Genomic DNA, 14,300 nt, shown 5'->3' on the forward strand with positions numbered 1-14,300 from the left:
TGGGTGGATTGTGGCTGGTCGCGCCCACGCGGCGGAGCCGCATATGAATCCGCCCGCGCCCCTTGCGGGGCGGCCCGGCGAGCCTCAGTTACAAACGGCACGTAACATGGGGTGAGGCCGTGGCGTGTCAAGCCCGGCAGGCCCGCGTCACACGGACGTACGTACAGGGCCTTCTCAATACCCCGGGAGTACGCCGCACCATGGCCACGCGCCACGACATCCGCAACGTCGCCATCGTCGCCCACGTCGACCACGGCAAGACGACCCTCGTCGACGCCATGCTGAAGCAGGCCGGTGCCTTCGCGGCGCACGCCGCCGAGTCGCTCGACGACCGAATGATGGACTCGAACGACCTGGAGCGTGAGAAGGGCATCACGATCCTGGCCAAGAACACGGCCGTGAAGTACCACCCGAAGGATGGCGGCGACGTCATCACCATCAACATCATCGACACCCCGGGCCACGCCGACTTCGGCGGCGAGGTCGAGCGCGGTCTGTCGATGGTGGACGCGGTGGTCCTGCTCGTCGACGCCTCCGAGGGCCCGCTGCCGCAGACCCGCTTCGTGCTGCGCAAGGCCCTCCAGCAGCGCCTGCCCGTCATCCTCTGCATCAACAAGACGGACCGCCCGGACTCCCGGATCGACGAGGTCGTCAACGAGACCTACGACCTCTTCCTGGACCTGGACGCCGACGAGGACCAGATCGAGTTCCCGATCGTCTACGCCTGCGCGCGTGACGGCGTGGCCTCGCTGACCAAGCCGGAGGACGGCACCGTCCCGGCCGACAGCGACAACCTGGAGCCGTTCTTCTCCACCATCCTGTCGCACGTCCCGGCCCCCGAGTACGACGAGGCGGCCCCGCTCCAGGCGCACGTCACCAACCTGGACGCCGACAACTTCCTCGGCCGTATCGCGCTGCTCCGCGTCGAGCAGGGCGAGCTGCGCAAGGGCCAGACCGTCACGTGGATCAAGCGCGACGGCACGATGTCCAACGTGCGCATCACCGAGCTGCTGATGACCGAGGCGCTCACCCGCAAGCCGGCCGAGGTGGCGGGCCCGGGCGACATCTGCGCGGTCGCCGGTATCGCGGACATCATGATCGGCGAGACCCTCGCCGACACCGAGAACCCGATCCCGCTGCCGCTGATCACGGTCGACGAGCCGGCGATCTCGATGACCATCGGTACGAACACCTCGCCGCTGGTCGGCCGGGGCGGCACCGGCAAGGGCGCCGACAACAAGGCCGCCGTCAAGGACCGCAAGGTCACCGCCCGCCAGGTCAAGGACCGCCTCGACCGCGAGCTGATCGGTAACGTCTCGCTGCGCGTGCTCGACACCGAGCGTCCGGACGCCTGGGAGGTCCAGGGCCGTGGTGAGCTGGCGCTCGCCATCCTGGTCGAGCAGATGCGCCGCGAGGGCTTCGAGCTGACCATCGGCAAGCCGCAGGTCGTCACCAAGCAGGTCGACGGCAAGACGTACGAGCCGGTCGAGCGCATGACGATCGACGTGCCCGAGGAGCACATGGGCGCGGTCACGCAGCTCATGGGCGTCCGCAAGGGCCGGATGGACAACATGTCCAACCACGGCTCGGGCTGGGTCCGCATGGAGTTCGTGGTGCCCTCCCGCGGTCTCATCGGCTTCCGCACCGAGTTCCTGACGCAGACCCGCGGTACGGGTATCGGGCACTCCATCCACGAGGGCCACGAGCCCTGGTTCGGTGCCCTCCAGACCCGTAACAACGGCTCGCTCGTCGCCGACCGTTCCGGTGCCGTCACCGCGTTCGCGATGACGAACCTCCAGGAGCGCGGTGTGCTGTTCACCGACCCCGGCACCGAGGTGTACGAGGGCATGATCGTCGGCGAGAACTCCCGCTCCGACGACATGGACGTGAACATCACCAAGGAGAAGAAGCTCACGAACATGCGGTCGTCCTCGGCCGACTCGTTCGAGGCGATCGTCCCGCCGCGCAAGCTCTCCCTGGAGCAGTCGCTGGAGTTCTGCCGTGACGACGAGTGCGTCGAGGTGACCCCGGAGGCCGTTCGCATCCGCAAGGTGAACCTGGACGCCCGCGAGCGGGCCCGCGCCGCCAGCCGCGCCAAGCACGGCTGATCGCAGGACGCCTGAGCCCGGGTGCCCCCATGATGGGGGTGCCCGGGCTTTTTGCAACCCGTTTTCCGATGGACGGCAGGCGGGCGATCTTCAGCCATTGTCCGAAATGCGGAGATCCGCGCCCGATAGCCATGTAACAAGTCCGTTTCGCGGCCTTCTCCCGTCGAACGCTTTGTCCATTTTTCGGAAGAACTAGGCGCCAGCTGTGACTGAATTGAGATTTAAAGACAGTGGTCGGCACCTGGCTCATGGCAGATAGTTAGCCGCGTAGCGCTCGGGTCAATGGGTCTCGCGCTGTGGGGACAGCGCCCGACTCACGAGCACCAGGGGGTGTCTGACCCTCCGTCAGGGGTGTCGGAGGGTGAGGACGGAACCTCCTGTTGGTGAACACGTGAAGTCATGAGGAGAAGTCCCATGTGCAGTGTCACAGGCACCAGGTGGATTCCGTCACCCGTCGTGTCCGGTCACCCTTGTTCGTCCGGTGGTTGGTCCTGAAGAAGCGGTCGGCCCTCTAGCGCCGCCGTACGCCTACGCGCGTCCGGCTGCGGGCTTCTCCCGTACCCCGGGTGCGCCCTGACGCTTCATCAGAACATGCCTCCGCGGCCGCGCCGACCCCGGCCGGCCGCCGGTTCGGCACATCCACACCTGTGAATTGGACGAACTGTGACAAGTCCTACGGACATTGAGGGTGGCGGGAGGCCGGCCGCCGTCGACGGCGGTCCGCGGCCCGACGCGAAGACCGAGGTCAAACAGCTGGAAGGCCGGTCTCCGGGCCAGCTGATGTGGATGCGCTTCAAGCGCGACCGCAGCGGCGTCATCTCCGCCTACGTCGTGGGCTTCTTCTTCCTGATCGCCGTGCTCGCACCGCTGATCTCGAAGCTGTACGGCAAGAACCCGTACACCGTCTACGCGGACGAACGCCCCGAACTCTTCGACAGCGCGGGCGTGCCGGTCCAGCCCAACGGCGGTATCAGCAGCCAGTTCTGGTTCGGCCTCGAACCGGGCAACGGCTACGACGTGTTCACCAAGCTGATCTACGGCATCCGGACCTCGCTGATGATCTCCGTGGCGGTGACGCTCGCGACGGTGCTGACGGGCATCCTGCTGGGCATCGCGGCCGGCTATCTCGGCGGCAGGACCGACTACTGGATCGGGCGGGTCATCGACTTCCTGCTCGCCTTCCCCGCACAGCTGTTCTTCATCGCCAGCATGCCCGTCGTGGTCTCGCTCTTCGTGAGCCCGCGCGACGAGACCCCCACCTATGTGCGGGTGGTCGCCCTGATCCTGGTGCAGTGGTTCCTCGGCTGGATGGGGCTCGGCCGCATCCTGCGCGGCACCTCGCTCGCGCTGCGGGAACGGGAGTTCATCGAGGCGGCCAAGGTCACCGGGGCATCGCCCTGGCGGATCATCAGCAAGGAGATCCTGCCGAACCTCGTCACCCCGATCCTCGTGCAGTCGACGTACATGCTCCCGGGGTTCGTGACGGCGGAGGCCGGACTGTCCTACCTCGGGGTGGGCATCGTCGAACCCACCCCGGACTGGGGCCAGATGTTCGCCAAGGCCTCCACCGAGCTGGTCCTGCAGAACGACATCACCTACATGTTCTTCCCCGGCGTCTCGATGATCATCTTCATCGTGGCCTTCAACCTGCTCGGGGACTCGGTCCGTGACGCGTTCGACCCCAAGACGGCGCGCTGACCGATTGTTCGTGGGCGTCCTCGCCCGGATACCGCACGGCAATTCCCTTTGTGCACCGGTGACACGGAGATAGGTGGAAATTCAGTGATGAGTAGGGGCGGACGCCACGCTTACACAGTGGTCTCAGCGCTCGCGGCCGGAGCTCTCGTGCTCACCGGTTGCAGCAAGGGCGGCAGTGATGCGAGCGACAACAGCAAGAAGGACCAGGACAACGCCAAGGCACAGCAGGCGGCCATCAAGTTCGGCGGCACGGCGGACTCCACGGGACCCGCGAAGCAGGTGCCCGGCGCCAAGAGCGGCGGCAAGATGGAGGTGCTCCAGCGTGACAGCTACGCGCACCTCGACCCGGCCCAGATCTACGTCTCCGACGAGGGCTCCCTGGCGAACCTGATCCACAGAGGGCTGACGGGCTACAAGTCGACCGACGACAAGGGCGTGGGCCACGAGGTCGTGGGCGACCTCGCGACCGACTCCGGCACCACCACCGACGGCGGCAAGACCTGGAAGTACACCCTCAAGGACGGCATCAAGTTCGCCGACGGCACGCCGATCACCTCGGCGGACTTCCGGCAGACCTACGAGCGGCTCTTCGCGCCGTTCATCAACCAGGGCCCGACCTACCTCCAGCAGTGGCTGGCCGACACCACCGGCGCCGACTACCGCAAGCTGCTGCCGGACGGCCCGTACAAGGGCAAGCACCTGCCGGACAGCGTCCTGGAGACGCCGGACGCCAAGACCATCGTCTTCCACTTCAAGACCGCCCACCCCGACCTGCCGTACGCCCTCGCCATGGCGGGCTACGCGGTGGTGTCCAAGAAGGGCGACACCCAGGCGAAGTACGACAAGAGCCCGGTCACGAGCGGCCCGTACAAGATCCAGTCGTTCAAGTCCGGCAAGTCGATGGTCCTGGTCAAGAACACCAACTGGGACCCGAAGACCGACCCGATCCGCAACCAGTACGTGGACGAGTTCGACTTCACCTTCAACCAGCAGTTCGAGACGTCCACGAAGGCCCTCCTCGCGGACAGCGGCGCCGACCAGACCGGCGTCAGCTTCAACAACCAGGTCGACGCGGGCAACCTGTCCAAGGTCCTCAGCGACACGACCCTCAAGGCCCGTACGGTCGCCGGCTACCAGCCGTACGTGGGCCAGATGAACATCAACATGAACCACATCAAGGACAAGAAGATCCGTGAGGCCATCGCGTACGCGCTGCCCATCACGCCGTTCATCCGCGCCTACGGCGGCAACGACGCCATGGAGGTGGCCGGCGGCTTCATCTCCCCGACCGTCACCGGCTACGACGCCAAGTTCGACCCGTTCGGCAAGAAGGCCAAGCCGGCCGGCGACCCGGACAAGGCCAAGAAGCTCCTCACGGAGGCCGGCAAGGTCGGCATGAAGCTGACCTTCGGCTACATCAACACCCCTGAGGGCCAGCAGTACTCCACCGCCATGGCGGCCGGTCTGGAGAAGGCCGGCTTCAACGTCCAGCGCCAGGAGATCCCGGCCGAGACGTACTACGACCAGATCGGCAAGGTCGACAACAACTACGACATCTACCACACCGCCTGGGGCGCCGACTGGCCGTCCGCCTCGACCGTGATCCCGCCGCTGTACGACGGCCGCGCGATCGCCGACGGCTCGCCGAACTACTCGCACGTCAACGACCCCAAGGTCGACAGCGACATCGACGCCGCCAACGCGCTCACCGACCCGGCCAAGTCGGCCGCGGCCTGGGAGAAGATCGACAAGTACCTGCTCACCGACGTCGTGAACGCCGTTCCGACCGCGTACTACAAGCAGGTCCAGATCGCCGGCTCCAAGGTCGGCGGGCTCGTGTACGACAACGTGATCGGCGGCATCGACCCGCGTCGCCTCTACATCAAGTAACCACCGCCGTCGGTCCGGTACCCGGTACGTCCGTCCGCCCCGCGCGGGTGACGGCGTACCGGGTACCGCCCGGCCAGCCGACGCGAGAGAGCTGCCCCTGTCATGCTGCGTTTCCTCGTCCGCCGGACCCTCGGTGCGATCGTCATCCTCTTCCTGCTGAGCATCGTCACGTTCCTGCTGTTCTTCGGGATGCCCCGGGACCCGGCGCTGCTGATGTGCGGCAAGACGTGCAACCCGACGTCGCTCGCGAACATCCACCATGTGCTCGGCCTCGACAAGTCGATCCCCGAGCAGTACGGGATCTTCCTGCACAACCTGGTACTGGGCAGCAACCAGTTCGACCAGGGCCCCTGCCCCGCCCCGTGCTTCGGGTACTCGTACCACACCAACGACCCGGTCTGGCAGACGCTCATGGACCGGCTGCCCACCACGGTCTCGCTCACCCTGGGCGGTGCGGTCTGCTTCCTGATCATCGGGCTCGGCACCGGCCTCACGGCCGCCTGGAAGCGCGGCACACTGATCGACAAGACCGCCACCGCCGGCGCGATGGTGCTCAGTTCGATGCAGATCTACTTCCTCGGCCCGCTCGCGCTGGCCGTCCTCGTCTACCAGACCCACTGGTTCGACAAACCGGCGTACAACAACTTCACCGCCGACCCCGTCACCTGGTTCGCCGGGCTGATCATCCCCTGGGTGGTGCTCTCCACGATCTTCGCCGCGCAGTACACCCGTATGGCGCGCTCGGCGATGATCGAACAACTCCAGGAGGAGCACGTCCGCACGGCCCGCGCGAAGGGCATGTCCCGGCGGTACGTCTTCTTCCGCTACGCCTGGCGCGGCTCGCTGATCCCGATCGTCACCATCTTCGGCATCGACCTGGGCTCCCTGCTCGGCGGCGCCATCATCACCGAGTACACCTTCGGTCTGCCGGGCCTCGGCCAGCTCGCCGTGCAGTCGGTGTTCTTCAGCGACCTGCCGCTGCTGCTCGGCGTGATGCTGTTCTCGGCCGCCATGATCCTGCTCTTCAACATCATCGTCGACGCGGCCTACGCGTTCATCGACCCGCGCGTCCGGCTGGCCTAGGCCGGACAAGAGGAGAACCGTCGTGACCACTCTGACCAAGGGCGCCGGCACCCCCGTACCGGCCGACGCGGGCAGCTTCCTCTCGGTGCGGGATCTGCACGTCAGCTTCAAGACCGAGGACGGCGTGGTACGGGCCGTGGACGGCCTCTCCTTCGACGTGGAGCGGGGCCGCACCCTCGGGATCGTCGGCGAGTCGGGCTCCGGGAAGTCGGTCACCAACCTGACCGTCCTCGGCCTGCACAACCCGCAGTTCACCACGGTCGAGGGCGAGATCCTGCTGGACGGGCAGGAGTTGATCACCGCCCGCGAGTCCGAGATGGAGAAGCTGCGCGGCAACAAGGTCGCCATGATCTTCCAGGACCCGCTCACCGCGCTGTCGCCGTACTACACCGTCGGCCGGCAGATCGCCGAACCGTTCATGAAGCACCGGGGCGCCTCCAAGCGGGCGGCCTGGGAGCGGGCGGTCGACATGCTCGCCAAGGTCGGCATCCCCAACCCGAAACAGCGGGCCAAGGACTATCCGCACCAGTTCTCCGGCGGTATGCGCCAGCGCGCGATGATCGCCATGGCCCTGGTCTGCGACCCCGACCTGCTGATCGCCGACGAGCCGACCACCGCCCTGGACGTGACCGTGCAGGCGCAGATTCTCGACCTGCTCAAGGACCTGCAACAGGAGTTCGGATCGGGCATCATCTTCATCACCCACGATCTGGGGGTGATCGCCGACATGGCCGACGACATCATGGTGATGTACGCGGGCAGCGCGGTGGAGCGCGGCTCGATGGACGAGGTCCTGCGCGCGCCCCAGCACCCGTACACCTGGGGCCTGCTGAACTCGATGCCCCGCCTGGACTCCGACCTCTCCACCCCGCTGAGCCCCATCCCCGGCTCCCCGCCGTCGCTGCTGAGTCCGCCGAGCGGCTGCCGTTTCCACCCCCGCTGCACCTTCCAGGACCGGGTCGGCGGCGCCCGCTGCGTCACCGAACGCCCGCTGCTCGCCCCCGACCGCGCCTCGGCCTGCCACCTCACCGCGGACCAGAAGCACACCATCTTCCTCGAAGAGATCAAGCCCCGTCTGGGCTAGGAGACGACACGTCATGACCCAGGACACGGTCCTTCCCGCCCCCCGCGAGGCCACCGCCGGAGAACCCCTGCTGGAGGTCTCCGGCCTCACCAAGTACTTCCCGGTCAAGGGTGGCTTCCCGGTCCGGCGCACGGTCGGGCACGTCCAGGCCGTCGACGGCATCGACCTGACCGTGCGGGTCGGGGAGAGCTTCGGCCTGGTCGGCGAGTCGGGCTGCGGCAAGTCGACGACCGGCCGGCTGATCACCCGCCTGCTGGAGCCGACCAGCGGCTCGATCTCCTACCGGGGCCAGGACATCAGCCACGCCTCGCGCCGCCAACTGGCCCCGATCCGCTCCGAGATCCAGATGATCTTCCAGGACCCGTACTCGTCGCTGAACCCGCGCCAGACGGTCGGCAAGATCATCTCCGGCCCGATGGAGATCAACGACATCGAACCGGACGGCGGCCGCGAGAAGCGAGTCCGCGAGTTGCTGGAGATCGTCGGCCTCAACCCGGAGCACTTCAACCGCTTCCCGCACGAGTTCTCCGGCGGCCAGCGCCAGCGCATCGGCGTCGCCCGGGCCCTGGCCCTCGAACCGAAGCTGATCGTCGCCGACGAGCCCGTCTCGGCCCTGGACGTCTCCATCCAGGCCCAGGTGGTCAACCTCCTCCAGGAGGTACAGCGGGAACTGGGCATCGCGTTCCTCTTCATCGCCCACGACCTGGCGGTGGTACGACACTTCTCGCAGCGCGTCGCGGTGATGTACCTCGGCAAGATCATCGAGGTGGGCGACCGGGAGGCCATCTACAACCGCCCCCGCCACCCCTACACCCATGCCCTGCTCTCCGCCGTACCCGAGGTCAACCTCACGGCCGAGCCCGACGCGGCCGGCCGCGAACGTATCCGCCTCGCCGGCGACGTCCCGTCCCCGATCTCCCCGCCCTCCGGCTGCCGCTTCCGCACCCGCTGCTGGAAGGCCCAGGACAAGTGCGCCACGGAGGAACCCCCACTGGTCCGCATCTCCGGCAACCACGAGGGCCACCTCACCGCCTGCCACTTCCCGGAGGAGCCCACGACCGAGGCCCGCGACGAGGACATCGTGCTGGACCCGGCACTGGCGGCGCTGGAGGAGGACTAGCCCTCCTGGACGGGTTCCGTCCGAGCGCACGGATAAGCTGAACAGTGAACCACCGGATCAACACCATGGGCGAGGCACGCCGGGCCCGGAAGAGAACACCATGACACTCCCGTCCCGGAGGACGGCCGCCGTTCTCGCCCTGGCCTATCTGGCGGCGGTGTTCGGCCTCGACTACCTGAGCACCGAACACGGCCTGGACGCCGCGACCGCGGCCGTCACCGTCCTCACCTTTCCTTCGGGTGTCCTGACGACGGTCCTGTTCCTCCTGGGCGCGGTGACCCTCGGCCTCGACGACCAGACCCCCGGCCCGGACACCTACGCCCCGTCCGTCCACGCCGTCGCGGGCATCGTCCAGGTGGCCCTGGTCTGGCTGGTCCTGCGGCGGCTGAACTCCGGCCGGCCCGCCCTCAGCGGGGGCACGCGACGGTGATGATCTCGGGGCTCCCGGAGGTCACCGGCCCACGCCCCCAGTCGCCGTACTGCTCGACGACCTCCAACCCGGCGCCGGCGAGGTAGCCGGAGAGGCTGTCGGCGCCGAGGAAGCGCAGGGTGGAACGGGACACCCGGGGCTGGGACCAGGGTCCGCCCTCATAGGTCTCCGTGAAGGTCACCCGGTCCCCGCCCGGCGTCCCCTCGACCTCGTGCCAGACCCGCACCGGCCGCCCGTCCGGGTCGGTGACCCGGTGCACACGGTCGGGTGTCCAGCCGTCCCAGGCCCGCGCGGCCGGGTTCCGGGTCTCGAACACGAACCGTCCGGTGGGGGACAGCGCGGCGCGCACGGCGGCCAGCGCGGCCCGCAACTCCTCGTCGCCGAGCAGTTCCTGGAAGGCGTGGCCGGTCATCACGACGAGGTCGAAGCCGTGGCCGTTCCACAGCCGGGAGCGCAGATCGCCGAGAACCCATTCCACGGCGGGTTCCCCGCGCCGCGCCTGCACGAGCATCGCGGCGGCCGGATCGAGCCCCATGAGCCGCCCACCGTGCCCCTCGGCCCGGGCCCGGCCCAGCAACCGCCCCGTTCCGCAGCCGACGTCGAGCACGGACCCGGCCGACATCACCAGATCCAGGTAGAAGTCGTCACCCGGCCCCCACGGGTTCAGGCTGTCGTAGAGCGCGGCGAGCGAAAGATCCGCGAACGAATGATCGACCACCGCGGCAGTGTGGCACATGATGTTGAACGAGGGGCCGAGAAACGGCTTTCTTCTTGACTTTCTATCAACTTCCTGTGCGGCTGGGGTCTTTCAGTGCCGCGAGGAAGGGGGCGAAGGCGGAGGTGGGGAAGGTGAGGGTGGCGCCGGTGGGGTCTTTGGAGTCCCGTATGGATATGCGGGTGGGTCTGTGGGCGACTTCGACACATGCGTCCCCCTGGCCGCCCCCGGAGAAGGACGACTTCCGCCAGGTGCCGGGGTTCGCCATGCTTACAGCTCCTTCGCCAGCCTGTGGATGAAGTCACGCGACCGACTGCGGTCGAGTGACACCGCCTCCACCCTACGGAAGAGCGTTCGATATCGGTTGAGTTGGGCCTCTGCGTCGATGAACACGGGGCCGTTCGGTCCGTCCCGTACCACGGTGTCCAGTTGGGGCACGGGGCCACCCGCGTACACCATGGCGCTTCCGGCTCCGCCGAAGTCGTCCAGATCGAACGGGATGACGCGCACGGTGACGTGCTCGGCTTCGGATGCTTCGAGGATGCGAGTGAGCTGGGCCTGCGCCGTGTGCCGGTCACCGACTCTGATGCGGAGCGCCGCCTCATGGATCAGGGCCTCGTACGGCACGGGTTCCGTACGTTCGATGATGACCCGACGCTCCATCCGGTGTTCCACCCAGCGCTCCACGCTGCTGTCCGGAGCCTCCGGATTCACGTAGCCGAAGAGGGACCGGGCGTACTCTGCGGTCTGGAGCAGGCCTGGGGCGTGCAGGAACTCCACGTCCCAGCGGTAGTGGGCGTGATGCTCCAGCTCGGGCAGATCCATGAACGGCGTCGGCAGCTTTCCCCGGTACTCCTCCCACCAGCCGCGTGTGCGGTCGGTGGCCATGGCGATCAGGCCATCGATCAACTCATCGTCCGAACAGGAGTAGTTGGCGGCGAGTAGGCGGAGCCGCTTCTCACTGACCCCTGCGAGCCCGGACTCGATCTGACTGATCTGCGGTGCGGTCACGCCCAGCCGCGCCGCGGCCTCTCGCGAGGTGAGGCCTGCTGTGGCCCGCAGCCTGCGCAACTCGGTCGCCAGACGCAGCTGACGTGCTGTCGGCTCGGTCCTCTTCGCCACCGGCTGGCCCTCCCGACGCGTCTGGCAGCGTGACTCGTTCGTGGTCAGATTACGCGACCCGCTTGCAGGATCTAAATGTTGCCCCCTACCTTCAGTGATGTAGTGAGCACGCTGCGGAAGTGCACCGCGTCGTCATGCGGCGAGGCCACCGTGCGTGAAACCTCCTTCCATCACCCCGGAGTTGATGACGCATGCCCGAAACCTGGGACTACACGCTCTCCGTCCCCAACGACCTCAGAGCGGTCACCGTCTGCCGCCGTACTCTGCGCCTGATCCTGACGATGCACGGCCTGATCGGTCTCGCCGACACGGCGGAACTGCTGGCGGCGGAGCTGGTGTCGAACGCCGTACGGCATACGAAGGGGCCGGCGGCGCTGAGGGTCCGGCGCTCCCCGAAGGGGGTGGTGTGGATCGGGGCGTGGGATGCGGATCCCGTGCCTCCGGAGCCGCCTGGGTCGTTGGGGGAGGTGTTGGGCCTCGAAGAGGCGGGGCGGGGGCTGGGGCTGGTGGTGGCGTGTGCCGACTGCTGGGGCTGGCAGCCGTCCGCTCGGTTCGGGGAACGGGGCAAGTACGTGTGGTGTGAGTTGGGGGTGGCGTGATGGTGGGGACGACGCACGAGTCGTTGCACCGGATCTTCCAGAAGGACCCGGGGCTGCTGACCAAGGCCTTGCAGAAGGTGCTGGGTGTCGAGTTTCCCGAGCCTCGTGAGATCGCGGCGATGAACGTGGACCTGACGGAGATCGAGCCGGTCGAGCGTCGGGTGGACACGTTGCTGCGGGCGGAGACGGAGGAGAAGACGTATCTCCTGGTCGTCGAGTCGCAGGGAAAGACGGACGACCGGAAACGGGGGAGCTGGCCGTACTACCTCGCGTACCTGCACGAGAAGTACCGGTGCGAGCCGGTGCTGATCGTGATCACGCAGAGCAGCGCGACGGCGAAGTGGGCGTCACGCCCCATCCAGCTGGGCTTCCCGGGGTGGGAGTCGCTGATCGTGCGTCCGTTGGTGTTGGGGCCGGACAACGTGCCGGTGATCGAGGACGAAGGGGAGGCGGTGGCGGATCCATCCCTTGCGGTGCTGTCGGCCATGACGCACGGCAAGGGGAGGAACGCGGCGGCCATACTGGAATCGGTGGCAGCCGCCCTGAAGACCCTTGACAGTGACAGTGCCGCGGCCTTCGCGCAGTTCGTCGACTCGTGCCTGGCTGATTCCCGGGCGAAGCAGATGTGGAGGGACCTGATGACGGACATCCAGTACTTCTGGCGGCATCCGCTGGCGGAGCAGGTGCGGGAGGAAGGGCGCGAGGAAGGGCGCGAGGAAGGGCGCCACGAAGGGCGCCAGGAAGGGCGGGCCGAGGCCAAGGCCGAGACGGTGCTCCAGATCTTGGAGTGGCGCGGGATTCCGGTGAGCTCGTCCGTCCGCGAGCGGGTGATGGCCTGCACGGATCTGGACCGGCTTCAGGCCTGGGCTCAGCGCGCCATGCACGTAGCGGATTCTGCGGAGTTGCTCGCTGGAGAGTGAGTCTTTCCAGGCAGCCGCCGGAGGCGTTGGCTCGGGTCGGGGTCGGCTGCCAGGCACTCGGTCTCGGACGAAGGAGACGAGTAGGGACCTGATGACGGACATCCAGTACTTCTGGCGGCATCCTCTGGCGGAGCAGGTGCGCGAGGAAGGGCGCGAGGAAGGGCGGGAGGAAGGGCGGGCCGAGGCCAAGGCCGAGACCGTTCTCCAGATTTTGGAGTGGCGCGGGATTCCGGTGAGCCTGTCCGTTCGCGAGCGGGTGACGGCCTGTACGGAGCTGGGCCGGCTGGAGGTCTGGGCCCGGCGTGCGCTCCAGGTCGCCGATGCCGCGGAGCTGTTCGTCGGGGAATGAAGAAAGGCCCGCACCGGGGAAGGTGCGGGCCGATCTCCCCTGGAGCGGACGTTCAGGGCTCGGGTCAATGGGCCGGTGAAAGTCCGTTCCGCAGGCGGCGGCTGACGAAAGGGGTGTGTCAGGCCGCTGCCTCGGGGTCTTTGGCGAGGCGCGGGGCGGGAACCGTGTCCTGCACCTCCGGGTAGTGGCAGGCGGTCAGGTGACCGGCCTTGTTGCCGTCGGCCTGGACCAGCGGCGGGGCCTCCGTCGCGCACTTCTCCGTGGCCTTCCAGCAACGGGTGCGGAAGCGGCAGCCGGACGGCGGGTTGATCGGGGACGGCACGTCTCCGACCAGGCGGATACGCTCGCGCGGCTCCGCCTCCACCGTCGCCTCGGGTACGGCGGACAGCAGGGCGCGGGTGTAGGGGTGGCGCGGGTTGTCGTACAGGTCTTCGCGATCGGCGATCTCGACGATCTTACCGAGGTACATGACCGCGACGCGCTGTGAGAAGTGCCGCACGATCGCGAGGTCATGGGCGATGAAGACGAACGCGATGCCCAGTTCCTTCTGGACCTTCTGGAGAAGGTTGACCACCTGGGCCTGGATGGAGACGTCCAGGGCCGAGACCGGCTCGTCGGCGACGATCAGCTTCGGTTCGAGGGCCAGGGCCCGGGCGACGCCGATGCGCTGGCGCTGGCCGCCGGAGAACTCGTGCGGGAAGCGGTTGAAGTGCTCCGGGTTGAGGCCGACGATTTCGAGGAGCTCGCGGACGCGGTTCTCGCGGCCGCCCGGCGGGTTGATGCCGTTGATCTCCATCGGACCGGAGATGATCTTGCCGACGGTGTGCCGGGGGTTCAGCGAGGCGTACGGGTCCTGGAAGATCATCTGGATCTCGGAGCGGACCGGCGCCAGTTCCCGGCGGCTCGCGTGGGTGATGTCCTGGCCCCGGTAGCTGACCTTGCCGGCGGTCGGCTCCAGCAGGCGGGTGATCAGCCGGCCGGTCGTCGACTTGCCGCAGCCGGACTCGCCGACCAGGCCCAGGCTCTCGCCCTCGGAGACCTGGAAGTCCAGCCCGTCCACGGCCTGGACCGCGCCGACCGTGCGCCGGATCGGGAAGCCGCCCTTGATCGGGAAGTGTTTGGTCAGCCCGGAGACGTCCAGGAGGGGAGTGGTGTTGCTCATGGTGGTGAAATCCCGTCTCT

14 protein-coding genes are annotated in these 14,300 nt (G+C 67.7%); 10 read left to right on the top strand and 4 right to left on the bottom strand.

The window, feature by feature from the left end; all coding sequences use genetic code 11:
* Positions 1-200: 200 nt before the first annotated feature.
* The 7 genes from typA to ACIPSJ_RS12490 all read left to right on the top strand — a co-directional run bounded on the left by typA (position 201) and on the right by ACIPSJ_RS12490 (position 9,413).
* A complete protein-coding gene (typA, locus tag ACIPSJ_RS12460) occupies positions 201-2,108 on the top strand; it encodes a translational GTPase TypA (protein ID WP_401345422.1) in 1,908 nt (635 codons plus the stop codon).
* A 663-nt stretch (positions 2,109-2,771) separates the two neighbouring features.
* Positions 2,772-3,806, top strand: coding sequence for an ABC transporter permease (locus ACIPSJ_RS12465; protein ID WP_398945587.1), 1,035 nt, complete (start codon positions 2,772-2,774; stop codon positions 3,804-3,806).
* A gap of 87 nt (positions 3,807-3,893) precedes the next feature.
* A complete protein-coding gene (locus ACIPSJ_RS12470) occupies positions 3,894-5,696 on the top strand; it encodes an ABC transporter substrate-binding protein (protein WP_359222822.1) in 1,803 nt (600 codons plus the stop codon).
* 102 nt (positions 5,697-5,798) lie between these two features.
* Positions 5,799-6,779, top strand: a complete 981-nt coding sequence (locus tag ACIPSJ_RS12475; protein WP_359222820.1) for an ABC transporter permease — start codon at positions 5,799-5,801, stop codon at positions 6,777-6,779.
* Positions 6,780-6,801: 22 nt separating this feature from the next.
* Entirely contained in the window at positions 6,802-7,863 is a 1,062-nt protein-coding gene (locus tag ACIPSJ_RS12480; protein WP_359222818.1) for an ABC transporter ATP-binding protein, read from the top strand.
* Positions 7,864-7,876: 13 nt separating this feature from the next.
* Positions 7,877-8,983 (top strand): ABC transporter ATP-binding protein, encoded by a 1,107-nt coding sequence (locus ACIPSJ_RS12485; RefSeq protein WP_401345424.1) that lies wholly within the window; start codon positions 7,877-7,879, stop codon positions 8,981-8,983.
* Positions 8,984-9,083: 100 nt separating this feature from the next.
* Positions 9,084-9,413 (top strand): hypothetical protein, encoded by a 330-nt coding sequence (locus ACIPSJ_RS12490; protein WP_401345426.1) that lies wholly within the window; start codon positions 9,084-9,086, stop codon positions 9,411-9,413.
* Here ACIPSJ_RS12490 and ACIPSJ_RS12495 read toward each other — a convergent pair.
* From ACIPSJ_RS12495 to ACIPSJ_RS12505, 3 genes are all read right to left on the bottom strand, one after another.
* Complete coding sequence (locus tag ACIPSJ_RS12495) at positions 9,391-10,131, bottom strand: class I SAM-dependent methyltransferase (protein WP_401345428.1); 741 nt, start codon at positions 10,129-10,131, stop codon at positions 9,391-9,393. The genes ACIPSJ_RS12490 and ACIPSJ_RS12495 overlap by 23 nt on opposite strands.
* A gap of 64 nt (positions 10,132-10,195) precedes the next feature.
* Positions 10,196-10,396 (bottom strand): DUF397 domain-containing protein, encoded by a 201-nt coding sequence (locus ACIPSJ_RS12500; protein WP_401345429.1) that lies wholly within the window; start codon positions 10,394-10,396, stop codon positions 10,196-10,198.
* Positions 10,397-10,398: 2 nt separating this feature from the next.
* Positions 10,399-11,250, bottom strand: a complete 852-nt coding sequence (locus ACIPSJ_RS12505) for a helix-turn-helix transcriptional regulator (RefSeq protein ID WP_359222808.1) — start codon at positions 11,248-11,250, stop codon at positions 10,399-10,401.
* 191 nt (positions 11,251-11,441) lie between these two features.
* Between ACIPSJ_RS12505 and ACIPSJ_RS12510 the strand changes: the two genes are divergently transcribed.
* The 3 genes from ACIPSJ_RS12510 to ACIPSJ_RS12520 all read left to right on the top strand — a co-directional run bounded on the left by ACIPSJ_RS12510 (position 11,442) and on the right by ACIPSJ_RS12520 (position 13,118).
* Positions 11,442-11,849 carry an ATP-binding protein gene (locus ACIPSJ_RS12510; protein WP_401345432.1) on the top strand — a complete coding sequence of 136 codons (408 nt, stop codon included), beginning with the start codon at positions 11,442-11,444 and terminating at the stop codon, positions 11,847-11,849.
* Positions 11,849-12,769 (top strand): hypothetical protein, encoded by a 921-nt coding sequence (locus ACIPSJ_RS12515; RefSeq protein WP_401345433.1) that lies wholly within the window; start codon positions 11,849-11,851, stop codon positions 12,767-12,769. The genes ACIPSJ_RS12510 and ACIPSJ_RS12515 overlap by 1 nt, the downstream gene beginning before the upstream one ends.
* Before the next feature lie 91 nt (positions 12,770-12,860).
* Positions 12,861-13,118 (top strand): hypothetical protein, encoded by a 258-nt coding sequence (locus tag ACIPSJ_RS12520; RefSeq protein WP_401345435.1) that lies wholly within the window; start codon positions 12,861-12,863, stop codon positions 13,116-13,118.
* Positions 13,119-13,236: 118 nt separating this feature from the next.
* Here the strand turns inward: ACIPSJ_RS12520 and ACIPSJ_RS12525 are convergent, their stop codons facing one another.
* Positions 13,237-14,280, bottom strand: a complete 1,044-nt coding sequence (locus ACIPSJ_RS12525) for a dipeptide ABC transporter ATP-binding protein (RefSeq protein WP_355724696.1) — start codon at positions 14,278-14,280, stop codon at positions 13,237-13,239.
* Positions 14,281-14,300: the final 20 nt, after the last annotated feature.

Source organism: Streptomyces sp. NPDC090088 (genome assembly GCF_044747345.1).
In the GTDB taxonomy this organism is placed as follows: Bacteria; Actinomycetota; Actinomycetes; order Streptomycetales; family Streptomycetaceae; genus Streptomyces.

What these genes read in the sequence shown, in the direction of transcription:
- ACIPSJ_RS12500 (WP_401345429.1), bottom strand. Translation starts at nt 10,396, where the DNA reads ATGGCGAACCCCGGCACCTGGCGGAAGTCGTCCTTCTCCGGGGGCGGC.
- ACIPSJ_RS12520 (WP_401345435.1), top strand. Translation starts at nt 12,861, where the DNA reads ATGACGGACATCCAGTACTTCTGGCGGCATCCTCTGGCGGAGCAGGTG.
- ACIPSJ_RS12475 (WP_359222820.1), top strand. Translation starts at nt 5,799, where the DNA reads ATGCTGCGTTTCCTCGTCCGCCGGACCCTCGGTGCGATCGTCATCCTC.
- ACIPSJ_RS12515 (WP_401345433.1), top strand. Translation starts at nt 11,849, where the DNA reads ATGGTGGGGACGACGCACGAGTCGTTGCACCGGATCTTCCAGAAGGAC.
- typA (WP_401345422.1), top strand. Translation starts at nt 201, where the DNA reads ATGGCCACGCGCCACGACATCCGCAACGTCGCCATCGTCGCCCACGTC.
- ACIPSJ_RS12470 (WP_359222822.1), top strand. Translation starts at nt 3,894, where the DNA reads ATGAGTAGGGGCGGACGCCACGCTTACACAGTGGTCTCAGCGCTCGCG.
- ACIPSJ_RS12525 (WP_355724696.1), bottom strand. Translation starts at nt 14,280, where the DNA reads ATGAGCAACACCACTCCCCTCCTGGACGTCTCCGGGCTGACCAAACAC.
- ACIPSJ_RS12485 (WP_401345424.1), top strand. Translation starts at nt 7,877, where the DNA reads ATGACCCAGGACACGGTCCTTCCCGCCCCCCGCGAGGCCACCGCCGGA.
- ACIPSJ_RS12510 (WP_401345432.1), top strand. Translation starts at nt 11,442, where the DNA reads ATGCCCGAAACCTGGGACTACACGCTCTCCGTCCCCAACGACCTCAGA.
- ACIPSJ_RS12490 (WP_401345426.1), top strand. Translation starts at nt 9,084, where the DNA reads ATGACACTCCCGTCCCGGAGGACGGCCGCCGTTCTCGCCCTGGCCTAT.